The sequence below is a fragment of the Streptomyces sp. NPDC058257 genome (assembly GCF_042881845.1).
Taxonomy (GTDB): Bacteria; Actinomycetota; Actinomycetes; order Streptomycetales; family Streptomycetaceae; genus Streptomyces.
In genome coordinates this window covers 115,024-136,726 of the sequence record NZ_JBHVXJ010000018.1, presented here as the reverse complement: position 1 = coordinate 136,726, position 21,703 = coordinate 115,024, and the positions used below count along the sequence as shown (strand labels likewise).

The window sequence follows — 21,703 nt, the reverse complement described above, 5'->3', positions numbered from 1 at the left end:
CAGCGTGAAGCCAGGAGATACGCAGCGTCAGCCTTGGATCGTGGGGGTGTCGGGGGCCTCAGGGACCCCGTACGCCGCCGCCGTGCTGCGGGCGTTGCTCGCGGCGGGGGAGAGCGTCGACCTGGTGGTCTCGCGGGCCTCGCGCCTGACGATCCTGGACGAGACGGGCATCGCCTTCCGGGACGCGCACTGGCAGGAGGATCTGCGGGAGTGGCTGGAGCGCGGTGCCGACGGGAAGCCGGGGACGTTCGACGTTCCGGTGGACGACGTGCGGTACTGGGCGGCCGGGGACCTGGCCGCCGGTCCCTCGTCGGGGTCGTACGCGACCAAGGGGATGCTGATCGTGCCCGCGTCCACGGCGTGCGTGGCCGGGGTCGCGCTCGGGCTCTCGAAGGATCTGCTGCAGCGGTCGGCGAGCGTGACGCTCAAGGAAGGCCGGCGGCTGGTCGTCTGCGTACGCGAGACACCGCTCAACGGGCAGACGCTGAAGCACTTGGTGACGCTGGACGAGGCGGGCGCGGTCGTGCTGCCCGCCTCTCCGGCGTTCTACGCGGGGGCGACGCACATCCAGGATCTGGTGGACTTCGTCGCCGGGCGGACGCTGGACGCGGCAGGGGTGCCGCATCGGCTGTACCGCCGCTGGAAGGGAGAGCTCGGTTCGGGCTCCGCCCCTCCGGGGGACTAGCGCTTCTTGGCGGCGCGCGACGTGCGGCGCTCGCCCTTGGGCGCGGTGGGCTTGTGGGCACGCGAGCGGTTGGCCAGGTCCTGCAGCTCGCGCATCCGGGCGTAGGCCATCTCGATCGAGTACACGGGTGACTCACTCCTGAAGGATCGTCGTTGATCTGCTGAAATTGAGAAAGATTCACAGGGTGTTGACCCTGTTGCGCCTTAGATTCTACACATAGACTCGCGGTATCGCTGAATAATGAAAGGCATCGCACCTATGGACGCCGTGGACAGGCAGCTCATCCAGGCCCTGCGCGAGAACGGCAGGGCCTCGTACGCCGAACTTGGCCGGCTCGTCGGCCTCTCGGGACCGAGCGTCACGGACCGGATCAACCGCCTCGAAGCGGCGGGCGTCATCACCGGCTACCGCGCGACGGTGGACTCCGCATCGCTCGGCCTGGGCGTCATCGCCCTCATCGGCATCTCCCTCTCGGACGCCGCGGACCACGAGGACGTGGCGCGGCGGCTGAAGGACCTGCACGAGATCGAGGACTGCTGGTTCATCGCGGGCGACGACTCGTACATGCTCAAGGTGCGGGCCAGTGACGTGGACGGTCTGGAGAAGACGATCCGCAGACTGAGCGGCACGAAGGGCGTCTCCAGGACGCGTACGACGATCGTGCTCTCCACGAAGTGGGAGAACCGGGTCGGGGAGCTGCCCGAGGAGTCCTAGGGGGCAGGGCGCGGAGTGCCGTATGGGGGCACCTCCTGCCCGAAGGGTGGGGGAGTACCGTGAGCGAGGCGTGATTTACGCAGACATGTAGACATGGAGAGGCGGCCGGGGTATGGACGCGGGACTCAAGCGCGAGCTCGAGGAGAAGGTCCGGGCCGGTGAGCGGCTGTCCCGCGAGGACGGCATCGCCCTCTACGAGTCGGACGATCTGGCCTGGCTCGGCGGTCTCGCACACGAGGTGCGCACGCGCAAGAACGGCGACGTCGTGCACTTCAACGTCAACCGTCACCTCAACATGACGAACGTGTGCACCGCCTCGTGCGCGTACTGCTCGTTCCAGCGCAAGCCGGGTGAGAAGGACGCGTACACGATGCGCATCGAGGAGGCCGTCCGCCTCGCCAAGGCGATGGAGGGCGAGAACCTCACCGAGCTGCACATCGTCAACGGCCTGCACCCGAACCTGCCGTGGCGGTACTACCCGCGCTCGCTGAGCGAGCTGAAGAAGGCGCTTCCGAGCGTCTCCCTGAAGGCGTTCACGGCCACGGAGATCCACCACTTCGAGACGATCTCGGGGATGTCGGCCTCCGACATCCTGGACGAGCTGATCGAGGCGGGTCTCGAGTCGCTGACCGGTGGCGGCGCGGAGATCTTCGACTGGGAGGTGCGCCAGCACATCGTCGACCACCGCACCCACTGGGAGGACTGGTCGCGCATCCACCGGCTCGCGCACGAGAAGGGTCTGAAGACCCCGAGCACGATGCTGTACGGCCACATCGAGGAGCCCCGTCACCGGGTCGACCACGTGCTGCGCCTGCGTGAACTCCAGGACGAGACCGGCGGTTTCCAGGTCTTCATCCCGCTCCGCTACCAGCACGACTTCGTGGACATGAAGGACGGCAAGGTCAGGAACCGCCTCCAGGCGCGGACGACCATGGCGTCGGGCGCCGAGGCCCTGAAGACCTTCGCGGTCTCGCGGCTGCTCTTCGACAACGTCCCGCACGTCAAGGTCTTCTGGGTCATGCACGGCCTGCAGACGACGCAGCTCGCGCTGCAGCACGGCGCGGACGACATGGACGGCTCGGTCGTCGAGTACAAGATCACGCATGACGCGGACAACTTCGGTACGCCGAACAAGCTGACGCGTGACGACCTGCTCGACCTGATCCGCGAGGCGGGCTTCCGTCCCGTCGAGCGGAACACGCGCTACGAGTCGATCCGTGAGTACGAGGGCCCTGATCTGGCGCTGCGGGAGACTCCGCAGGCGATGCGGGTCTGACGTGGCCGGCTGACGTACGGACAACGGGACGAGCCCCGGCCTCCTCGGTCGGGGCTCGTCCCGTTGTCCGGCATGCGAAACACGGTTGAGGCGTAGCGTCCGTAATGGTTAATCTCGCTCTATGACACTTACCTTCCGGCTGGACCCGGAGATCGACCCCGCCCTGCGCGACGGCGTCCTCGCACTCTGGGCCGACGTGTCCAACGCCGGCGGAGCCGTCGGCTTCGTACCGCCCGTGACGGTCGAGGACATACGCCCCGAGTGGCTGAAGCGGCTGGCCCAGCTGAGCGAAGGACACACCAGGCTGCTCGTCGGCCACGACGAGGACGGCGCCGTCGCCGCGACCGCCTTCCTCGCGTACAACACGCACCGCCTCATGCGGCACTGGATCTGGCTGTACGTGGTGATGGTGCACCCCGAGCACCAGGGCAAGGGATACGGGCGCGACCTGATGGCCGCCGCCGCGGACGCCGCCCGCGGCATCGACGGGATCGAGGCGATCCGGCTGACCTGCCGGGGTGGCACGGGAGTCGACCGGTTCTACGAATCCTGCGGATACAAGGAGGTCGGACGGGTGCCCGGCGCGATCCGCGTCGCCCCAGGTGACGACCGCGACGACATCACGATGCTGCTCCCGCTCGGCTGACGGTTCGCGGGAGGGCTCACCCCCTTGCTGGACGCGACCCCTCCCATGCTTCACTGGAGGTGCTCGTCCTAGTCGGGCCCATTTCGGAACGGAAGAGTGGATTGACATGCTCCGCTACACGCTGATGCGCCTCGGACTCTTCGTGGGCTGCTTTTTCGCGGTCTGGGGACTTGTCTACGCCGGGGTCCTGCCGAAGGGCCTCGGGGACTCCAACCTCCTCTGGGTGCTGCTGCTCGCCCTCGTCATCTCCGCCCCCCTCAGCTTCGTGCTGCTGCGCAAGGAGCGGGACCGGGCGTCGGTCCAGGTCGTCGAGCGCGTGGAGCGGACCAAGGCCAACCTGGAGGCGAACCGCACCCAGGAGGACGTCGCCGACGACGCGGCTCGCGCGCAGTCGTAAGGCTGAGGCGCGGATCGTAAGTTCCGTCAGCTTCGTCAGCTTCGTCAGCTTCGTCAGCTCCGTCAGCTCCGTCACGTTCGTCAGCTTCGTCACACAGACCGCAACCCCGGTACTGGAGCAGCCGCTCCGGACCGGGGTTTCTCGCGTCCCGGAGGCGCTATCGCCTCCGATCGGCCTCGTCTACCTCAAACAACACCTTTGATGTTCTCAAAGTTCAAGTGTTAACGTGTTCGTCATGAAGACAGCAGCCGCGCCCCGCATCCTCATGAGCGTTCCGCTCGTGGCGCGCCTGCATGTCGATCTCTGCCGCTGCGTGTCCGCGGCCTGTCGTCGCCGCCTCTGAGTTCTCGCTGAGCCTCTCTGAACAGCGCAAGCGACAAGCACCAAGTGACATCCGCACTGCAGCGGCGCCGTTTCGGCCGTCCCGTCTGACCCCCTCGCGGTCGCCGCTCCCTCATGTCCCCCGCCATTACCCGGAGTGTGTCCGTGTCCGCGAACTCCCCTGTATCCCCGGTCTCCGAGACCGACGAGCCGAAGTCCGGCTCCCGGATACCCAGATTCCTCAAGCTGCCGTTCTGGGCGCAGATCCTCGGCGGTCTGGTCCTCGGTGTCCTGCTCGGCTGGCTGGCCCGCAGCCAGGACGTGTCCTGGCTCGTCACCACCCTGGACAAGGTGGGAAGCACCTTCATCGGGCTGCTGAAGCTGGCGGTCGCCCCGCTCGTCTTCTTCGCCATCCTGGTGTCGATCACCAACCTGCGTAAGGTCAACAACGCCGCGCGCCTCGCCACGCAGACGCTGATCTGGTTCATGATCACGTCGCTGATCGCGGTCGTCATCGGCCTCGCGATCGGGCTCATCACGAACCCGGGCGCCGGCACAGGACTCACCCCGAAGGACGGCGCCAAGCCGGACCACGCGGGCTCGTGGCTCGACTTCCTCACCGGGATCATCCCGACGGACGTCATCACGCCGTTCACCGAGCTCAACGTGCTGCAGATCGTCTTCATGGCGGCCGTCGCCGGTATCGCCGTACTGAAGATCGGTGAGAAGGCCCAGCCGATCCTGGAGCTCAGCGAGTCCGTCCTCGCGCTGCTCCAGAAGGCCCTGTGGTGGGTCATCAAGCTCTCGCCGATCGGCACCATCGGCCTCATCGGCTTCGCCATCGCCGACTACGGCTGGGACCTGATCAGCAAGTACGCGACGTTCACCGCCGACATCTACGTCGGTTGCGCCCTGGTGATGTTCGGCGTCTACCCGCTGCTGCTCTCCACGGTCGCCAAGGTCAACCCGCTCCAGTTCTTCAAGGGCGCCTGGCCCGCGATCCAGCTCGCCTTCGTCTCGCGCTCCTCGGTCGGCACGATGCCGGTCACCCAGAAGGTCACCGAGCGCCTCGGTGTGCCGAAGGAGTACACGTCCTTCGCGGTGCCGTTCGGCGCCACCACGAAGATGGACGGCTGCGCCGCGATCTACCCGGCGATCGCCGCGATCTTCGTCGCCCAGATCTTCGACGTGCAGATGGGCATCAAGGAGTACGTCCTGATCGCCTTCGTTTCGGTCGTGGGCTCGGCGGCGACGGCCGGTCTGACCGGCGCCACGGTCATGCTGACGCTGACCCTGTCGACGCTTGGCCTCCCGATGGAGGGCGTGGGCCTGCTGCTCGCCATCGACCCGGTCCTGGACATGATGCGCACCGCCACGAACGTGGCCGGACAAGCGGCCATCCCGGTGATCGTCGCCGCTCGCGAGAAGATCCTGGACCGCGAGGCCTACGAGAGTGCGTCGGCGTCGCCGCTCGACGACTTCGACGGCACCACCGACGAGCCGCAGACGGTGCCTGTCGCCGCCTGACGTCCCCCGGCTCGCAGCGAGCGTGCCCCGTACCTGGATTCGTTCATTCGTTCCGGGTGCGGGGCGCGCTTGTTTGGGTTCGGGGCAGGGGGGGTGCGGTTTCTGCGGGCGCTCGTCGCGGAGCTGTTGCCCTGACGTCCGCGGTCCGCGGTGGTCTGTTGTTCGGGGCTGACCGTAGGCTGGTCGTTCTGTGCGCGGGTTGTGTGGAAGGTGAGTGGCGGGGGTGGGCGATGTGAAGGCCGGTGGCGCCGTGGGGAAGCGGCAGAAGCGGATGCCGCGGGCCGTGCGGGAGCAGCAGATGCTGGACGCCGCCGTGCGGATCTTCGGGCAGCGGGGGTACCGGGCCGCTTCGATGGACGAGATCGCGGAGGTCGCGGGGGTCTCGAAGCCGCTGGTGTATCTGTACTTGAACTCCAAGGAAGAGCTGTTCACCGCGTGCATCCGGCGGGAGGCCGCGGCGTTGGTCGCGGCGGTGCGGGGCGGGGTGAGCGGCGATGGCCCCGCCGACCGGCAGCTCTGGGCAGGGCTGCGGGCCTTCTTCACGCATACCGCGGAGCAGCCCGACGCATGGGTGGTCCTGCACAACCAGGCGCGTACGCAGGGGGAGCCGTTCGCGGCCGAAGTCGCCGTGATGCGCGAGGAGATCGTGGCGTTCGTCACGTCCCTGATCGCGGAGGCGGCACGGGAGGCGCACCGGAAGCCGGAGCTTGCCGAGCGTGAAGTCGCGGGCCTGGCGCAGGCGTTGGTGGGCGCGGCGGAGTCGCTCGCAGGCTGGGCCAACGGGGATGCGACGGTGTCCGCGAAGGAGGCCGCGGCGACGCTGATGAACTTTGCGTGGGCGGGGCTTGGGGAGTTGATGGATGGGCGGCGCTGGGTTCCTTAGTCCTTGGTCCTTGGTCGTTGGTGGAAGGTTCCGCTGAGGTGGGTCTTGGTGGCCGCGGTGTCGCCGCGGAGTTCGAAGGCATGGTCGGCTGCCGCGTAAGTGACTGTGGCGGGGAGCAGTACGGGGGCCTTGAAATCGACGTGCACGTGGGCGGCTTCGGGGGTCTCGTGCCGCGTGTACTGCGCCAGGCAGCGGGCCGCGGTCCACATGCCGTGGGCGATGGCGCGGGGGAAGCCGAGGAGGCGTGCGGTGAGGGGGTACAGGTGGATGGGGTTGCGGTCACCTGAGACGGCGCCGTAGCGGCGGCCGAGGTCTGGGGGCAGCCGCCATTCGGCTCGGGCGGGGAGCGGGGTGCTTTCGCGTGGGGTGGCCGGGGCGCCCGGTGCGTTGGTGCGATGCCGGGCCAGGTAGGTGCTGCTGGATGTCCATACGGTGGTGCCGTCGACGCGGGCGTCGGTGACGAGGGTGGCTTCGGTTCCGCGGCGGTGCGGGGTCAAGTGGGAAGCGTGGACGGAGAGTTCGAGGTTGTCCGCGGTTGTCAGGGCGCGGTGCTGGGTGATCTCGATGGACGTGTGGACGAGGCCGAGCAGGGGGAGCGGGAAGGCGCGGGTGGTCATGAGCCGCATGGCCAGAGGGAAGCCGAGGATGTGGGGGTAGGTGAGGGGGAGGGTGTGCTCGGGGGTGCGGTAGCCGCAGAGGCGGGAGTAGGCGGCGAGGTGGGTGGCGCTGGGGCGGACGTCGGTGAGGGTGGGCTGGGAGTCGGGGAGCGGGGCGTCGGGGTGGGGCCGCTTGAAGGGGGAGAGGATCGCGCCGCGGAGTAGCAGGGGGGCCAGCATGGGGGGCCTTTCGGGGTGGGTTCGTTTGTGGGGGCGAAGCCGTGTTGCGTGCGGATGTCGTGGTGCGGTGGGGGTTCGTTGTGGGGGCGGGGCCGCGCCGGTATATCCGTCCTCGCCATCCGCTGCTGGGCGCCGCCTGCTCCGGCTGGGGAGTGCTGCTTACCGTGCTCCGGGCGGAAATACCGACACGTCCCCTCGCGTCTCGATGCCGACTGCGGGTGGGTGGGGCTCATCGCCCCTTGCTTGTTCTTCGCCCACCGGTGGACGTGGGGTAATCGGGCGGGTGGGCGGGAGAGTTTGTTCGTGCAGGGGTGGACGCGGGGTAATCGGGCGGGTGGGTGGGAGAGCTCGTTCGTGCAGGGGTGGACGCGGGTTAGCCGGTGGGCGGGCGGGGAGCTCGTCCGGCCAGGGGTGGACGCGGGGTAGCCGGTGGGTGGGAGAGCTCGTTCGGCCAGGGGCGGACGCGGCTCCGCGGAGGCCGGTATCAGCGAGGGCTACGACCCGAGCAGGCTCTGGCCACAGACCCGTACGACCTGCCCGTTCACCCCGCCGGACGCCGCTGAGGAGAGCCACGCCGTGGTCTCGGCCACGTCCACCGGCAGACCCCCCTGCGCCAGGGAGTTCATCCTGCGACCCGCCTCGCGGATGAAGAGAGGCACCGCCGCCGTCATCCTCGTCTCGATGAACCCGGGGGCCACCGCGTTCACCGTCACCCCGTACTCCGCGAGCGCGCCCGGCGCGAGCGAACGCACCAGGCCGATGATCCCCGCCTTGCTGGCGGCGTAGTTCGTCTGTCCCACGTTCCCCGCGATCCCGGCGATCGACGCGGTGGCCACGATGCTCCCGCCCCGGTTCAGCGTCCCGGACTTGAGCAGCGCGTCCGTCGTGCGCAGCACGCTCGTCAGGTTGACGTCCATGACCGGGTTCCAGCGGTCCGCGGGCATGTTGGCCAGCTTGCGGTCCCGTGTGATCCCCGCGTTGTGGACGAGGATGTCCAGTCCGCCGGGGGCGAGCGCCGACGCCATGCGATCTCCGGCGTCGTCGGCCGTGATGTCCAGCGGGAGTGCCGTACCGCCGAGCCGGTCCGCGACCCGTACCAAATCCGCCTGCGCGGACGGCACATCGAGTACGACCACATGCGCGCCGTCCCGCGCGAGGACCTCCGCCACCGCCTCGCCGATCCCTCGCGCCGCCCCCGTGACCAGTGCCGTACGGCCGGACAAGGGCCGGTCCCAGTCGCAGGAGGCGGCAGGCCCCGCCTCGCCGACCACCTCGATCACCTGTCCGCTGACATACGCCGACCTCGGTGAGAGAAGGAAACGCAGCGTCGACTCCGTGGCCGCCGCCGAGCGCATGCGGACCAGCGTCGCCGTGCGGCCACGCCCCAGCTCCTTGCCGAGGGAACGTACGAAGCCCTCCAAGGCCTGCTGCGCCGCCGCCTGGTGGTGGTCCGATGGCGAGACTGGTGCGCCGAGCACCACCACGCGGCCGTTGTCCGCCACCGAGCGCACCACGGGGTGCAGCGCCGCGTGCACGTCGGACAGGGCGGGGGTGTCGCTTATGCCCGTCGCGTCCAGTATCACCGCCGCCGGGCGGGAGGAAGCGGGGACTTTCGCGAGCTTCAGGTGTGTGCGCGTCAAGATCGACGCCACCTCCGCCTCGTGCGCCGACACTCCTGCCGTCAGGTGCAGCAACTCGCCTTCGAGGTGCGGGTTTTCCGGAGTCCAGCGCCGTAGCGCGGACGGCTGGGGGAGGCCGAGCTTTCGGGTGAGGAAGCGGCCGGGCGCGGTGCCCGTGAAGTTCAGATAGCGGTCGGCCATTGTCCAACTCCCAGCTCGGTCGTAAATTTACTTCAGAGTAAGGTTACTCAAGGGTCAGGAGTTGGTCGAGACATGAAACCGCCCACCACCCGCCGCGTGGCGGTCATCGGCGGCAGCCGCATCCCGTTCGCGCGCTCCGACGGCCCGTACGCGACCGCGTCCAACCAGGAGATGCTGACCGCCGCGCTCGACGGGCTCGTCGAGCAGTACCGCCTTGAGGGGCCGGGCGTCGTGGGGGAGTTCGTCGCCGGCGCCGTGCTCAAGCACAGCCGGGACTTCAACCTCGCCCGCGAGACCGTCCTGGGCTCGCGACTCGCGGCCACCACACCCGCGTACGACATCCAGCAGGCGTGCGGCACCGGGCTGCAAGCCGTCATCGCCGCCGCCAACAAGATCACGCTGGGGCAGACGGAGTCGGCGGTCGCGGGCGGGGCCGACACCGCGAGCGACGCCCCGCTCGGCGTCAACGACTCCCTGCGGAAGATCCTCCTCGCCGCGCGCCGCGCCAGGACGGCAGGCGGGCGGGTCAAGGCGCTCGCCCGTGTACGGCCCGCACACCTCGTGCCCGACATCCCGCGCAACGCCGAGCCCCGTACCGGGCTTTCGATGGGCGAGCACGCCGCCGTGACCGCACGGGCGTGGGGCGTCTCGCGCGAGGCCCAGGACGAACTGGCCGCGGCCAGCCACCAGCGGCTGGCCGCCGCGTACGACCGGGGGCTTCTGGACGGGCTCGTCGTACCGTTCCGCGGACTTGAGCGGGACCAGAATCTGCGGCCGGGATCGAGCGTCGAGAAGCTGGGCAAGCTGAAGCCCGTCTTCGGGACGGAGGGGGCCGACCCCACCATGACCGCCGGGAACTCGACCCCGCTGACGGACGGCGCCGCCGTCGCGCTGCTCGCAGGCGAGGAGTGGGCCGGGGCGCGCGGCCTCGAACCGCTGGCCTACCTGACCGCGTACGAGACCGCCGCCGTCGACTTCATCAGGGGTGACGTCGTCGGGGGTGAGGACGGGCTGCTCATGGCGCCCGCGTACGCCGTGCCGCGGATGCTGGAGCGGGTGGGGCTCGGGCTCGCGGACTTCGACTTCGTCGAGATCCATGAGGCCTTCGCCTCGCAGGTGCTCGCCACGCTCGCCGCCTGGGAGAAGCGGGGGCTCGGGACCGTGGACCGGGACCGGCTCAACGTCGCCGGATCCTCGCTCGCCACGGGACATCCCTTCGCCGCCACCGGCGCGCGTATCGTCGCCACCCTGGCCAAGCTGCTCGCCGAACGCGGTACTCCCGGACGCGGGCTGATCTCGATCTGCGCGGCGGGTGGGCAGGGGGTGACGGCGATCCTGGAGCGGGAGTGAATTGCCGCTGGCTCCCCGAGCCCGCCCCTTCCCGAAACCGGGGGCAGGCCGCCCGGTCCCCGGGCCCCCGGGGCGGGCACAAGGCACCTCAGACACCCCTGGGGCCTCAGACACCCCTGGGGCCCCAGGCACCCCAGGGGGGCCCTGAGGCTCCGCGCCAGCCCCCGCTCCTCAAGCGCCGGAGGGGCTGATCTCCCTCCCCCGCCCCCCTCACCGACAAGGAGCCGCCACCCATGTCACCCACCCCCACCCCCCGACCCGCCCTCGTGGAACCCCACCTGCGTCACCTCGACGGCGCCGTACGCGAAGTCTCCGTGCCGCCGTTCGCCCCCGCCGTCCGCAGCGGGTCCCTCGCCGACATTCCCTTCGACAACGCCCGTGAGGCCCCCGCCGAAGCCGTGCTCTCCCGCAAGGACGCCGACGGGCGGTGGCGGGACGTGACGGCCGCCGAGTTCGCCGAGGAAGTCCTCGCCGTCGCCAAGGGGTTGATCGCCGAAGGGCTCGCCCCGGGGGACCGGCTCGCGATCATGGCGCGTACGACGTACGAATGGACGCTGCTCGACTTCGCGGGCTGGGCGGCCGGGCTCGTCACCGTGCCCGTCTATCCGACCTCGTCCGCCTATCAGACCCGCTGGATACTCCAGGACTCCGGCGCCGTCGCGCTCGCCGTCGAGACCGTCGCGCTCGCCGCGTCGCTCGGGCCCGAGCGGGACCGGATGCCCGACCTGGAGCACCTGTGGTCCTTCGAGAAGGGGGACGTACGGCGGCTCGCCGAGCTGGGCCGGCGGGGCGACGTCTCCGACGCCGAAGTCGACCGGAGGCGCCAGGAGTCGCGCCCCGGTTCCGTCGCCACGCTCATCTACACCTCCGGCACCACCGGCCGCCCCAAGGGCTGCGTCCTGACCCACGGCAACTTCTTCGCCGAGGTCGACAACGCGATCGAACTGCTCCACCCCGTCTTCAAGTCCATCAGCAAGGAACCGGCCTCCACGCTCCTCTTCCTGCCCCTGTCCCATGTCTTCGGGCGCATGGTCGCCGTCGGCTGTCTGCGCGCGCGGGTGCGGCTCGGGCACGCGCCCAGCATTCAGACCGAGGACCTGCTCGGCGACCTGGCGGGCTTCAGGCCCACCTTCCTGCTCGCCATCCCGTACGTACTGGAGAAGGTCTTCAACACGGGGCGCGCCACCGCCGAGAAGATGGGCCGCGCCTCCTCCTTCGACCGCGCGGCCCGCATCGCCGTCCGCTACGGCGAGGCGGTCGAGGCGCGGCAGCACGGCACGGGACCTGGCCCGGCACTCGGGCTGCGGATGGCCCGCGCGCTGTACGACCCGCTCGTCTACCGGCGGATCCGGGCGGCCCTCGGCGGCAAGGTGCGGTACGCGATCTGCGGCGGCTCGCCGCTCGGACGCCGCCTCTCCGCGTTCTACGCCGGGGCGGGCATCGAGATCTTCGAGGGGTACGGCCTCACCGAGACCACGGCCGCGGCGACCGTGACCCCGCCCCTCAAGCCACGGCTCGGCACGGTGGGCTGGCCGCTGCCCGGTTCGCGGGTGCGGATCGCGGACGACGGCGAGGTGCTGCTCGCCGGGGGACAGGTCTTCGGCGGGTACTGGGACGGGCAGGCACGGAGTGTGGTGCCCGAGCAGGGGGAGTGGTTTGCGACGGGGGACATCGGCGCCCTCGACGCCGACGGGTATCTGTCCATCACCGGCCGCAAGAAGGACATCCTCATCACCACCGGCGGCAAGAACGTGGCGCCCGCCCCGCTGGAGGACTGGCTGCGCGCCCACCCGCTGGTCGGCCAGTGCATGGTCGTCGGCGACGGCCGCTCCCACATCACCGCCCTGCTCACGCTGGAGACGGACGGCATCGCGCACTGGTGCCGTATGAAGAAGAAGGTGCACACGGGCCCCGGTCTCGTGGACGACGCCGAACTGCGCGAGACCCTCCAGCGCGCCGTGGACGAGGCCAACAAGCTCGTGTCGCGGGCCGAGTCCATCCGGCGGTTCGCCATCCTCCCCGTGGAGTTCACGGAGGAGAGCGGCCATCTGACCCCGTCTCTGAAGCTGAAGCGGGACGCCATCGAGCGGGACTTCGCGCAGGAGATCGAGGACCTTTACGGCCACGCACGGTAGCGACTGTCACTCACTGTCACCTGAACGGGCGGGGCCGCTGCCCCGCGCTTAGGGTGATCGAGGGGCAGACCCGACCCTGGGAATCCTGGGAGGTTGCCGTGCGCAGAGCTGGTGCGCTCGCCGGCGTGACCACGCTGGCCGTCATGGGGACAGGGATATGGCTGCCGGGCGCGAGCGCGGCGGCTTCTCCTTCCCCCTCGCCCGACCTTTCGCGCTTCTACACGCAGAAGATCAAGTGGAGTGCCTGCGAAGGAGACGGGGCGAGCCTCCTCGAATCCGAGTCCGACGCGACTCCCGTCCCCAAGGACAAGAGCATCCAGTGCGGCAGGATCACTGTTCCGCTCGACTACGGGAAGCCGAAGGGCGACACGGTCAAGGTGGCCATGGTCCGCGTCAAGTCCAGTGGCAAGCCCCGGGGCTCGCTCCTGCTGAACTTCGGCGGGCCCGGCGGCGCCGGGGTCTCCGGACTGCTCAGTGCGCAGAAGGAGTTCGAGTATCTCGGCAAGGGGTACGACGTGGTCTCCTTCGACCCCCGTGGAGTGGGCGAGAGTTCGCCCGTCAGCTGCGGTGACGCCGGTGCCGACGAGCAGGGGATGGAGGGGGACTCCGAGGACCCCGGCGCCGTACTCGACCGGATGCGCAAGATATCCGAGGCGTGCGAGAAGAAGTCCGGGCCGATCCTTCCGCACGTCGGGACCGTCGACGTCTCCCGCGACATGGACGTCATGCGGCAGGTGCTCGGCGACAAGAAGCTCAACTACCTGGGCTTCTCGTACGGGACACGGCTCGGCGCCGTGTACAGCGCCCAGTTCCCCAAGAAGGTCGGGCGGATGGTCCTCGACGGCGTGGACACGCTGACCGAGGACGTCGCCGAGCAGGCCCTGGTCAGCGCGGAGGGGCGGCAGACCGCCCTCGACAACTTCACCAAGTGGTGCACGGAGAACGCGGGTTGCGTTCTGGGCACCGACTCGCGCGCGGCGCGTGAGCACATGGCCGAGCTGATCAAGGGGCTGGACGCGTATCCCCTCCAGTCCTCCGACGGCGGGGAGTTCACCGGCCAGGACGTCGTGGACGTACTCGGGCAGGCGCTCTACAGCAGGCAGTCGTGGCCCGCCCTTTCGCAGGCGCTCGGCGCGCTGCTCGCGGACGGGGACCCCAGGGCCCTGCTGAGGATGGGCGGGGCGCTGGCCGAGCAGGCTCCGCGCTCGCCCGGGGACGTTCCCGCCGACAACATGGCCGCCGCGCTCATGGCCGTGAACTGCCAGGACGATCCGGACCGGCCCGACGAGGGCAGCATCGAGAAGGAAGTCGCCAAGCTCCAGGAGGAGTTCGAGTCGACGTCCGCGATCTTCGGGAAGTCGATGCTGATGCCGGTGCTCTTCTGCTTCGGGCGGCCCGCCGGTACGGACTACATCCGCGAGACGGTACGGGACGTGAAGAGCCCCGATCTCCTGCTCGTCGGCACGCGGGGCGACCCGGCCACGCCGTACCGCTGGACCGAGGAGACCGCGAAGCGGCTCGGCTCATCGGCCGTCGTCCTGGACAACAGGGGTGACGGGCACACCGGTTACTCCGGATCGAAGTGCGTGCGGGACAAGGTGGACGGGTTCCTGCTGTACGGGGAGATGCCGAAGGACGGGAGTTCCTGCGGTTCGGCGGAGGAGGACTAGCGGCTACCGCTTCCGGCTTCCGGCTTCCCGCTTCCGGCTGCTGTCGGCTAGCGGTCGGCTAGTGGTCGGCTAGCGCGGTCGGTGCGGGAGGCCGGGCCGAGACGCAGCATCGCGTCCTCGTCCGCGCTGCCCGGCTCGGCCTGGTAGACCACGAGCCGCTGGCCGTCCGTCCGCGCCAGCTTCATCACCTCGTACGTCAACGTCATCGCGCCGACCTTCGGATGGTCGAAGGACTTGATGCCGCCACCGCGCTCGCTGACTTCGTAGCGCTCCCAGAGGCGGGCGAAGTCGGGTGACTTGAGGAGGAGTTCGCCGACCAGCGCGGCAAGGCGGGGCGAGTCCACGTCGGCGCCGGCGACCGCGCGCAGATGCGCGACGGACTTGGCGACGGTCTCCTCCCAGGGCTGGTAGAGCACGCGCCCCACGGGGTGGAGGAACAGATAGCGCGTGACGTTGCGCTGCTCGGCGGGCCAGTCCCACAGGCCCGGCATGAGGCGGCGCCCGGCCGGATTCGCGGCCAGCATGTAGCTGTAGCGGCTGACCACGTACGCGGGCAGCGGGCTCAGGTTGTCCAGCATGTGCTGCACGCTCGGGCGGACCGTGTCCCCGGCGGTGGGGTGCGGCTCCGTGAGGCGGCCGGAGGCCAGCTCGGCCAGCTCGTGCAGGCGCTCGTGGGCGTCGCCGTAGAGGCGCAGGGCGCGGGCCAGGGCGTCGATGACCGAGGGGGAGGGGTTCGTCTCGCGGCCCCGCTCCATACGCGTGTAGTAGTCGACGCTGACTCCGGCGAGGGTGGCGAGTTCCTCGCGGCGCAGGCCGGGGGTGCGGCGCAGGCCGGTCCCTACCGGCAGGCCCGCGTCGGTGGGGCTGATCTGCGCGCGCCTGGCACGGAGATACCGGCCCAGCTCTGTTCCCTCTGGTGCTGCCATCTCTCCATTGTCCCCGGCGTCGGCCTTCCGTGGGGGGCCGTGTCAGGGCCTGGAACGCTGCGGTCTGCCAGGGCGACGGGCTTTGCCGGATTCTGATTCCGGGGGGCCTCCCGTGGGCCTCCCGGCGGGGCACCGGCCCTTCTGTCCTAGGTGCGCCGCCTTCCCGCCCACCGGCCCTCTCCTCCCGCCCACCGGCCCACTCATACCGCCCGCCGCCGACTGCACCAATGGCCGACTGCACCACTGGCCGACCGACCGACTGCGCCGCCGCCCACCGACAGGGCGAACGACCGCCCCACTGATCGCCCCACCGACTCACCGGCCGAGCGACCAAACGACCGGCCACCGGCCCACGGATCGACCGGCCACCCGCCCGCCCACCCACCCGATCGCCCACAGGAGCCACCGCCCATGCCGCCCTCGGTCGTCGCCCCCGCCACCACCCACACCGCCCCCGCCGCCTCCGCCCCCCTCAGCCCCGAACCCCCCACCCGCCACACCTCTGCCCCGGCCCCCACCCCGACCCCCGCGCCTGCCCCCACCCTCACCCCCACTCCCACCCCCACCCTCACCCCCACTCCCACCCCCACCCCCACCCTCGCTCTCCTCGCCTCCCTCCTCGGCTTCACCGTCATCACCGTCGACGTGTCGGCCGTGAACATCGCGCTGCCCGCCATCCGCACCTCCCTGCACGGCGGCATGGCGGGCCTGCAGTGGGTCGTGGACGCGTACACGTTGATGTTCGCCGCCCTCATGCTCTCCGCGGGAGCCCTCGCCGACCGGGCGGGAGCGCGGCGCGCCTACGCGTGGGGCGTCGGACTCTTCACCCTCGCCTCGCTCGCCTGCGCCCTGGCCCCCGGCATCGGCACGCTCATCGCCGCCCGCGTGGCACAGGGCGGGGCCGCGGCCATCGTCATGCCCGCCTCGCTCGCGCTGATCCGGCAGGCGTACGACGACCCGCGCCGCCGGGCGCGCGCCATCGCGATGTGGACGGTGGGCGGCTCCGTCGCCATGGCCGCAGGGCCCGTACTCGGCGGCGTACTCACCGAGGGGGCGGGCTGGCGTGCCGTCTTCCTCCTCAACCTGCCCATCGGCGCCGTGATCCTCGCCCTCCTCGCCCGCACGGCCCCGTCCCCCCGCCGCCCCGCGCCCATCGACATCGCAGGCCAGGTCACCGCCGTACTCACCCTCGCGGGCCTCGCGTTCGCCGTCATCGAGGGCGGGCATCTGGGCTGGACGAGCGCGCCGGTGCTCGGCGCCGCCGCCCTCGCCGTCGTGGCGGGCCTCGGCTTCCGCACCGCCGAGAAGCGGCACAGCGCGCCCATGGTCCCGCTCGGCCTGCTGCGCGAGCGTAAGGTCAGCGTCTCCCTCGCCATCGGCTTCGCCGTCAACGCGGGCTTCTACGGGATTGTCTTCCTGCTCGGCCTCTACTTCCAGCAGCTGCGCGGGATGTCCGCGATCGCGGCAGGCCTGATGTTCGTGCCCCTGGCCGTCATCATCACGTCGACGAACCTCGTCTCGCCCCGCATGGCGGAGCGGATCGGCCGCCGCCGGGTCATCGTGGCGGGCCAGGCGGTACTCGCCCTCGCCATGTTCGTACTCCTGCCCCTCGCCGCGAACACCCCGTACTGGCTGGTGCTCGTCCTGCTCATCCCGACCGGCATGGGCGGCGCGTTCGCGGTACCCGCGCTGACCGCCCTCCTGATGGACGCCGTCCCCGCCCACCGCGCCGGCACGGCCTCCGGCCTGCTCAACGCGCTGCGGCAGACGGGCGGCGCGATGGCGGTGGCGCTGTTCGGGGCGCTCCTGGCAGCAGACGGCGGCGGTACGGGCTTCTCCGTCCCCGGGATGCGGACGGCGCTCCTCACGGTCGGCCTGCTCCTGTGCGCGACGACGGCCCTGGCGGCCTGGCTGCTCCCAAGGGACGCCGTCCGCACCTGAGCCACGGGCCCCGATTGCAGAAAAGTCCCACCCAGGGGGGCGTAATGCCCCTTTTGCGCGGGACTTTTCTGCATCCCCCCAACCACCGGCCGGAACCCCGGCCGGAGTTCCGTTGGGTTCGCGGGCTTCGCGCCGTTACCGTTCCCGGCATGCGCCGACAAGCCGAACAAGACCCCGCCACCCCGGGCCCCGTCACCGCCGACGATCTCGACCGCTCGGTCCAACTCGCCCTCACCGCCCTCCGCGAGGCGCCTGCCACGGCGTGGGAGGGCAAGGCGGGAGGTCTTGAGTGGGACTGCTGGGAGACGGTGGAACACCTCAGCGACGACCTCTTCGCGTACGCCGCCCAACTCGGCCCGCGCCAACCGCCCCTGGACGCCGAGGTGCCTTTCGTCTGGGAGCCGCGCAGGCCCGGCGGCCCCTCGAACGCCATCCACGCGGACCGAACGGCGGGCCCCGCCGGACTGCTCCAGGTCCTGGAGGCGAGCGGCGCGCTGCTGATCGCCATGGTGCGTACGACACCGCCGACGATCCGCGCCCACCACGGCTTCGGCGCCTCGGACCCGGAGGGCTTCGCGGCGATGGGGATCGTGGAGACCCTGGTCCACACGTACGACTTGGCCGAGGGGCTGGGGTTGGAGTGGACCCCGCCCGCCGACGTGTGCGCCCGCGTCCTCCACCGCCTCTTCCCGGACGCCCCGCCGGAGTCGGACGAGGAGCCGTGGCCGACGCTGCTCTGGGCCACCGGGCGCGGGGAGCTGCCGGGGTCGGGGCGGGCCCGGCTCACGTCGTGGCGGTGGCACGGGGAGCCTCGCGGCTGACGGACGCGGAGCGTCACGGAGCGCCGGATCGGCACGACGGCCCGGGCCGAGCTGCTCACCCTGGCTCCGTGCTGATTTCCTGGCGTGAGGGAGCGTGAGGGGGCGGGAGGGAGAGCGAGAGAAGGGGGGGCTGGGGTGCTTGAGCGGTTGAACCAGGCCATGGAGCACATCGAGGGGCATCTCGATCAGCGGATCGACGTGGCTGAGCTGGCGCGGACCGCGGTGACGTCGGAGTACCACTTCCGGCGGATGTTCTCCGGGCTGGCGGGGATCCCGCTGTCGGAGTACATCCGGCGCAGGCGGCTGACCGTCGCGGGGGCCGAGGTCCTCAGCGGCGAGCGGACGCTGCTCGATATCGCCGTGCGCTACGGCTACTCCTCCGGTGAGGCGTTCGCGCGGGCGTTCCGAGGCCTGCACGGGGTCGGTCCCGGCGAGGCCAGACGGGGCGGCGCGACGCTCCAGTCCCAGCCACGGATGTCCTTCCGCCTCGTCGTCGAGGGGAGCAGCAGCATGACGTACAAGATCGTAGAGAAGGGCGCGTTCCGTGTCGTCGGCAGGAAGGCGCGCGTCCCGCTCGTCCACGAGGGCGCGAACCCGCACATCGCCGAGTTCATCCGGGGGATCGGACGGCAGACGCTGCGGCGCATCGAGAGCCTGTCGGAGCATGGGCAGGAGCCGGACGGGCTTGTCTCGGTGAGTGACCAGCTGGACGAGAGCCGCGCCGAGGGGACCGAACTCGACTACTACCAGGGGGTGGTGACCCGTGCGGACGATGTGCCTGATGACATGGTCGCGCTTCCGGTCGCTGCCGGGGCCTGGGCCGTCTTCGAGAGCGCGGGGCCGTTTCCGCTGACGCTTCAGTACCTGTGGCGGGACGTGTTCACGCAGTGGTTCCCGTCGAATCCGTACCGGAGCAGGCCGGGCCCCGAGATCCTGCGGACCCGCCTCTCCGATGACGGGACACACGCGGACGCGGAGTTGTGGATCCCGGTGGAGCGGATGGGGAGGGATGGGAGGGATGGGGGGGATGGGGGTGGTTGACCCGATGGGCCCTGCCCGCCTGCCCCCTTCCGGGGCCCATCGGACGACGGGCAGGCGGGCAGGCGGGCAAGGGAGGGTAGGCGGGTGGTCAATGTCCGTTCGGGGTCTAGCAGTTGTCCTTCGCCGGTTTGCCCGCGAAGCGGTCCGCGAGCCAGTTCGCCGCCAGTGGTGACTGTGTGATCACCCCGGAGACGTGCTCGCCCAGCGGAACCGTGTGCCACTCCACGTTCGCGCCCTCCGCGCACCAGTCCTTGCGGACCTGCTTGCCCACGCCGTACGGGATCAGCTCATCGGTGATCACGTGGTACTGGTACACCGGCGCGTCCGGAGCCCGGGTGCCGACGGTCGACTCGCGCAGGCGCTGCCGCCAGTCCGGCTGGTCGAGGGGGTTCTTGACCGTCATGTCGGTGATCTTCTTGAAGGAGCCGAGCACCGCGCCGTCCGCTACGCAGCTGTCGCGCAGCGTGCCGATCAGCTTCTTGCCCGCCGGGTTGAGATACGACTCCAGGTTCAGTTCGGGGAAGGCCGCGTTCTGGCCGATCGCCGCCATGAAGACCAGGCCGGAACCGTACGAGCCGTCGTTGAAGTCCGCCACCTTCATCAGGTCGCCGGGGATCCCGCCGGCCGCCGTGCCCTTCACCTTCAGGTCGGGGGCGTACGAACCGTGCAGCTCGGCCGCGAAGGCTGCTGCCTGGCCGCCCTGCGAGTAGCCCATGATGCCGACCGGCGTGTCCTGGCCGAGCCCCGCGGCCGGGAGGCGGATCGCGGCGCGGGCGGCGTCGAGCATGGCCTGTCCCTCGGCCTTGCCGACGGTGTAGGTGTGGTCGCCGGGGGTGCCGAGACCCTCGTAGTCCGTCACCGCCACCGCCCAGCCGCGCAGGGTCAGTTGCTGGATGAGGTTGGCTTCCATGGTGGTGCCTCTGGGGAAGCCCGCGCTCGGGGCACAGTGGTCGCCCATGCCGATCGTTCCGACGGCGTACGTGATGAGGGGGCGGGGTCCCTTCCTGCCGTCCTGCGGCACGATGACCGTGCCGGAGACGGTGTTCGGTTCGCCCTTCGCCGTCGTCGAGCGGTAGTTGATCTTCCAGGCCTTGGTGTTGGTCGGCTGGCCCGGCAGGGGGTGGAAGCTGCTCGGTGCGGAGTCGACGACGTCTCCGGGGGCTGCGGTTCCGGCTGCGGTTCCGGCTGTGGTTTCGGTTTCCGCCGGTGCGGCTCGCGCCGTCGCCATGGTCACCGGGGTGACGACCGACAGGCCGAGCGCGGCCACCACGGCCAGGGCTCTTGCGCTGGTACGTACGTGCATGCGGCTCTCCCAACTGTCCTCAGTGCTGTCCTCGCTGCGTCCTCGCTGCTGTCCTCAGCGGCTCAGTGGCTGAGTGGCTCAGTGGCTGAGTGGCTCAGCGGCTGGGGTGTGCAGGCGACGACCGTAGTGACTGGTGAGTAGGTCGGGCGCTGGCGGGAGCGCTCAGCTTTGTTGACCCCGGATCTCCCGGCTCGCCCGGGTGTCCCAGGTCTTCCGGCTCTCCCGGCTCTCCCGGCTCTCCCGGGTCCCGCGAATCTCGCGTGCCTCCGGGTGCTCCCTGTTCTCGTAGCGGTACGCACCCGGCGTCGTCCCCGTCCACCGACGGAACGCCCGGTGGAAGGCGGTGTCCTCGGAGAACCCGAGCCGCGCGGCGAGTTCGGCGATCGGTTCCGCGCCCTCGGCGAGCCCCGCTATCGCCGCGTCGCGCCGTACGGCGTCCTTCAGCCGCTGGTAGGAGGTGCCCTCCTGGGCGAGGCGGCGACGCAGCGTCGCGGGGCTCACCGCCAGACGGGCGGCGATCTCACCGAGGGAGGGGAGGCGGGGGGAGGTCCGTAGCGCGCGGGCGAGCGCGCGGCGCACCTGTTCGGCGACCGTCGTCCCGTACTCGCGCCGTGAGAGCAGATCGAACGGCGCCCGGTTCAGCATTCCGTCGAGCGCTGTCTCGTCCCGGATCAGCGGGGCCGACAGCCAGTGCTCGTCGAACCCGGCCCCGGTGCGCGCCGCGCCGAAGCGGACCGGGCAGCCGAAGAGGAGGCCGTACTCTTCCTTGTGCGGGGGCGGAGGATGCCCGAACTCGGCCCAGTTGAGCGGGATTCGGCGCCCGATGAGCCAGCTGCACAGCCGGTGCCAGATGATGACGAGACACTCGGCGAGGAAGTAGTCGTGTTCGAGGTCGTTGCGTACGGCGAAGACGGCGCTTCCCGTGTCGCGGTGCTCAAGGGTGAGGTCGGGGCCGCCGGGAAACAGCCCGTAGAAGGTCACGCCCCGCTCCAGGGCGGCGCCGAGATCACGGCAGCCGATGGACGCGTGGCACATCATCGCGAAGGTGCCGGGCCTGCTGACCGCCGAGCCCAGGCCGAGGAACTCGTCGCCGGTCGCGCGGTACAGCTCCCGGAAGAGGCGGGCGAACTGGACCTCGGTGATGCGGGCCCGGTCGTCGCCGAGGAGGAGCGGGGGGATCTGGGCGGTGCGGAGCAGCGGAACGGTGTCGATAGCGTGGCGTTCGGCGCCGTGCAGCATGGCGCGGACGTGGTGAACGGTGATGGTCCGGCTGGGCATGGGGTGACCTTCCCCCGTCCGGCGCTCTCTCGAACTCGACGGCCCCATTTCGAACGCCCCCGCCGACGGCGAGCTCACCGGCCGAACCTGCTGAGTTCACCGGCCGACCCCGGTGAGCTCACCGACCGGCCCC

Annotated in this window: 19 protein-coding genes; 13 read left to right on the top strand and 6 right to left on the bottom strand. The window is 70.6% G+C overall.

The window, feature by feature from the left end; all coding sequences use genetic code 11:
* Positions 1 to 4 precede the first annotated feature (4 nt).
* Positions 5 to 685, top strand: a complete 681-nt coding sequence (locus ACFVXC_RS32630; RefSeq protein WP_389912680.1) for a UbiX family flavin prenyltransferase — start codon at positions 5 to 7, stop codon at positions 683 to 685.
* Here ACFVXC_RS32630 and ACFVXC_RS32625 read toward each other — a convergent pair.
* On the bottom strand, positions 682 to 810 hold the full coding sequence (locus tag ACFVXC_RS32625) for a hypothetical protein (protein WP_389912677.1): 129 nt from the start codon (positions 808 to 810) through the stop codon (positions 682 to 684). The genes ACFVXC_RS32630 and ACFVXC_RS32625 overlap by 4 nt on opposite strands.
* 133 nt (positions 811 to 943) lie before the next feature.
* Between ACFVXC_RS32625 and ACFVXC_RS32620 the strand changes: the two genes are divergently transcribed.
* The 6 genes from ACFVXC_RS32620 to ACFVXC_RS32595 all read left to right on the top strand — a co-directional run bounded on the left by ACFVXC_RS32620 (position 944) and on the right by ACFVXC_RS32595 (position 6,449).
* Complete coding sequence (locus ACFVXC_RS32620; RefSeq protein ID WP_383269287.1) at positions 944 to 1,399, top strand: Lrp/AsnC family transcriptional regulator; 456 nt, start codon at positions 944 to 946, stop codon at positions 1,397 to 1,399.
* A gap of 112 nt (positions 1,400 to 1,511) precedes the next feature.
* A complete protein-coding gene (gene mqnE / locus ACFVXC_RS32615; protein WP_389912674.1) occupies positions 1,512 to 2,675 on the top strand; it encodes an aminofutalosine synthase MqnE in 1,164 nt (387 codons plus the stop codon).
* Between the two features lie 121 nt (positions 2,676 to 2,796).
* Positions 2,797 to 3,321 carry a GNAT family N-acetyltransferase gene (locus ACFVXC_RS32610; RefSeq protein ID WP_389912671.1) on the top strand — a complete coding sequence of 175 codons (525 nt, stop codon included), beginning with the start codon at positions 2,797 to 2,799 and terminating at the stop codon, positions 3,319 to 3,321.
* Between the two features lie 106 nt (positions 3,322 to 3,427).
* Positions 3,428 to 3,718 carry a DUF4229 domain-containing protein gene (locus ACFVXC_RS32605; RefSeq protein WP_389912668.1) on the top strand — a complete coding sequence of 97 codons (291 nt, stop codon included), beginning with the start codon at positions 3,428 to 3,430 and terminating at the stop codon, positions 3,716 to 3,718.
* A gap of 456 nt (positions 3,719 to 4,174) precedes the next feature.
* Positions 4,175 to 5,566, top strand: coding sequence for a dicarboxylate/amino acid:cation symporter (locus ACFVXC_RS32600; protein WP_389912666.1), 1,392 nt, complete (start codon positions 4,175 to 4,177; stop codon positions 5,564 to 5,566).
* A 271-nt stretch (positions 5,567 to 5,837) separates the two neighbouring features.
* Positions 5,838 to 6,449 (top strand): TetR/AcrR family transcriptional regulator, encoded by a 612-nt coding sequence (locus ACFVXC_RS32595; RefSeq protein ID WP_389912821.1) that lies wholly within the window; start codon positions 5,838 to 5,840, stop codon positions 6,447 to 6,449.
* On the opposite strand, the gene ACFVXC_RS32590 is transcribed toward ACFVXC_RS32595, so the two are convergent.
* On the bottom strand, positions 6,446 to 7,285 hold the full coding sequence (locus ACFVXC_RS32590; protein WP_389912663.1) for a MaoC family dehydratase: 840 nt from the start codon (positions 7,283 to 7,285) through the stop codon (positions 6,446 to 6,448). The genes ACFVXC_RS32595 and ACFVXC_RS32590 overlap by 4 nt on opposite strands.
* 494 nt (positions 7,286 to 7,779) lie before the next feature.
* Positions 7,780 to 9,105 carry a 3-oxoacyl-ACP reductase gene (locus ACFVXC_RS32585; protein ID WP_389912660.1) on the bottom strand — a complete coding sequence of 442 codons (1,326 nt, stop codon included), beginning with the start codon at positions 9,103 to 9,105 and terminating at the stop codon, positions 7,780 to 7,782.
* Between the two features lie 72 nt (positions 9,106 to 9,177).
* Between ACFVXC_RS32585 and ACFVXC_RS32580 the strand changes: the two genes are divergently transcribed.
* From ACFVXC_RS32580 to ACFVXC_RS32570, 3 genes are all read left to right on the top strand, one after another.
* Positions 9,178 to 10,455, top strand: a complete 1,278-nt coding sequence (locus tag ACFVXC_RS32580) for an acetyl-CoA C-acetyltransferase (RefSeq protein WP_389912658.1) — start codon at positions 9,178 to 9,180, stop codon at positions 10,453 to 10,455.
* Positions 10,456 to 10,688: 233 nt separating this feature from the next.
* The gene (locus ACFVXC_RS32575; protein ID WP_389912655.1) at positions 10,689 to 12,590 is read left to right on the top strand and encodes an AMP-dependent synthetase/ligase; all 1,902 of its coding nucleotides are present in this window, start codon (positions 10,689 to 10,691) and stop codon (positions 12,588 to 12,590) included.
* A gap of 98 nt (positions 12,591 to 12,688) precedes the next feature.
* The gene (locus tag ACFVXC_RS32570; protein ID WP_389912652.1) at positions 12,689 to 14,260 is read left to right on the top strand and encodes an alpha/beta hydrolase; all 1,572 of its coding nucleotides are present in this window, start codon (positions 12,689 to 12,691) and stop codon (positions 14,258 to 14,260) included.
* A 47-nt stretch (positions 14,261 to 14,307) separates the two neighbouring features.
* On the opposite strand, the gene ACFVXC_RS32565 is transcribed toward ACFVXC_RS32570, so the two are convergent.
* Positions 14,308 to 15,186 carry a helix-turn-helix domain-containing protein gene (locus ACFVXC_RS32565; RefSeq protein ID WP_389912649.1) on the bottom strand — a complete coding sequence of 293 codons (879 nt, stop codon included), beginning with the start codon at positions 15,184 to 15,186 and terminating at the stop codon, positions 14,308 to 14,310.
* Between the two features lie 411 nt (positions 15,187 to 15,597).
* On the opposite strand from ACFVXC_RS32565, the gene ACFVXC_RS32560 reads away from it, so the two are divergent.
* The 3 genes from ACFVXC_RS32560 (at position 15,598) to ACFVXC_RS32550 (ending at position 18,989) form a co-directional block, all read left to right on the top strand.
* Positions 15,598 to 17,127, top strand: a complete 1,530-nt coding sequence (locus ACFVXC_RS32560) for an MFS transporter (protein ID WP_389912647.1) — start codon at positions 15,598 to 15,600, stop codon at positions 17,125 to 17,127.
* Between the two features lie 149 nt (positions 17,128 to 17,276).
* Positions 17,277 to 17,948, top strand: a complete 672-nt coding sequence (locus ACFVXC_RS32555; RefSeq protein ID WP_389912644.1) for a hypothetical protein — start codon at positions 17,277 to 17,279, stop codon at positions 17,946 to 17,948.
* Positions 17,949 to 18,083: 135 nt separating this feature from the next.
* Complete coding sequence (locus ACFVXC_RS32550; RefSeq protein ID WP_389912641.1) at positions 18,084 to 18,989, top strand: GyrI-like domain-containing protein; 906 nt, start codon at positions 18,084 to 18,086, stop codon at positions 18,987 to 18,989.
* Between the two features lie 106 nt (positions 18,990 to 19,095).
* Here the strand turns inward: ACFVXC_RS32550 and ACFVXC_RS32545 are convergent, their stop codons facing one another.
* Both ACFVXC_RS32545 and ACFVXC_RS32540 read right to left on the bottom strand, forming a co-directional pair.
* Complete coding sequence (locus tag ACFVXC_RS32545; protein ID WP_389912638.1) at positions 19,096 to 20,292, bottom strand: lipase family protein; 1,197 nt, start codon at positions 20,290 to 20,292, stop codon at positions 19,096 to 19,098.
* A 162-nt stretch (positions 20,293 to 20,454) separates the two neighbouring features.
* The gene (locus tag ACFVXC_RS32540) at positions 20,455 to 21,570 is read right to left on the bottom strand and encodes an AraC family transcriptional regulator (protein ID WP_389912635.1); all 1,116 of its coding nucleotides are present in this window, start codon (positions 21,568 to 21,570) and stop codon (positions 20,455 to 20,457) included.
* Positions 21,571 to 21,703 lie beyond the last annotated feature (133 nt).

Excerpts from the sequence above, each read along its gene's own strand:
- ACFVXC_RS32605 (WP_389912668.1), top strand. The coding sequence starts at position 3,428 with ATGCTCCGCTACACGCTGATGCGCCTCGGACTCTTCGTGGGCTGCTTT.
- mqnE (WP_389912674.1), top strand. The coding sequence starts at position 1,512 with ATGGACGCGGGACTCAAGCGCGAGCTCGAGGAGAAGGTCCGGGCCGGT.
- ACFVXC_RS32565 (WP_389912649.1), bottom strand. The coding sequence starts at position 15,186 with ATGGCAGCACCAGAGGGAACAGAGCTGGGCCGGTATCTCCGTGCCAGG.
- ACFVXC_RS32590 (WP_389912663.1), bottom strand. The coding sequence starts at position 7,285 with ATGCTGGCCCCCCTGCTACTCCGCGGCGCGATCCTCTCCCCCTTCAAG.
- ACFVXC_RS32540 (WP_389912635.1), bottom strand. The coding sequence starts at position 21,570 with ATGCCCAGCCGGACCATCACCGTTCACCACGTCCGCGCCATGCTGCAC.
- ACFVXC_RS32600 (WP_389912666.1), top strand. The coding sequence starts at position 4,175 with ATGTCCCCCGCCATTACCCGGAGTGTGTCCGTGTCCGCGAACTCCCCT.
- ACFVXC_RS32555 (WP_389912644.1), top strand. The coding sequence starts at position 17,277 with ATGCGCCGACAAGCCGAACAAGACCCCGCCACCCCGGGCCCCGTCACC.
- ACFVXC_RS32580 (WP_389912658.1), top strand. The coding sequence starts at position 9,178 with ATGAAACCGCCCACCACCCGCCGCGTGGCGGTCATCGGCGGCAGCCGC.
- ACFVXC_RS32585 (WP_389912660.1), bottom strand. The coding sequence starts at position 9,105 with ATGGCCGACCGCTATCTGAACTTCACGGGCACCGCGCCCGGCCGCTTC.
- ACFVXC_RS32575 (WP_389912655.1), top strand. The coding sequence starts at position 10,689 with ATGTCACCCACCCCCACCCCCCGACCCGCCCTCGTGGAACCCCACCTG.
- ACFVXC_RS32595 (WP_389912821.1), top strand. The coding sequence starts at position 5,838 with ATGCCGCGGGCCGTGCGGGAGCAGCAGATGCTGGACGCCGCCGTGCGG.
- ACFVXC_RS32620 (WP_383269287.1), top strand. The coding sequence starts at position 944 with ATGGACGCCGTGGACAGGCAGCTCATCCAGGCCCTGCGCGAGAACGGC.
- ACFVXC_RS32610 (WP_389912671.1), top strand. The coding sequence starts at position 2,797 with ATGACACTTACCTTCCGGCTGGACCCGGAGATCGACCCCGCCCTGCGC.
- ACFVXC_RS32560 (WP_389912647.1), top strand. The coding sequence starts at position 15,598 with ATGCCGCCCTCGGTCGTCGCCCCCGCCACCACCCACACCGCCCCCGCC.
- ACFVXC_RS32545 (WP_389912638.1), bottom strand. The coding sequence starts at position 20,292 with ATGCACGTACGTACCAGCGCAAGAGCCCTGGCCGTGGTGGCCGCGCTC.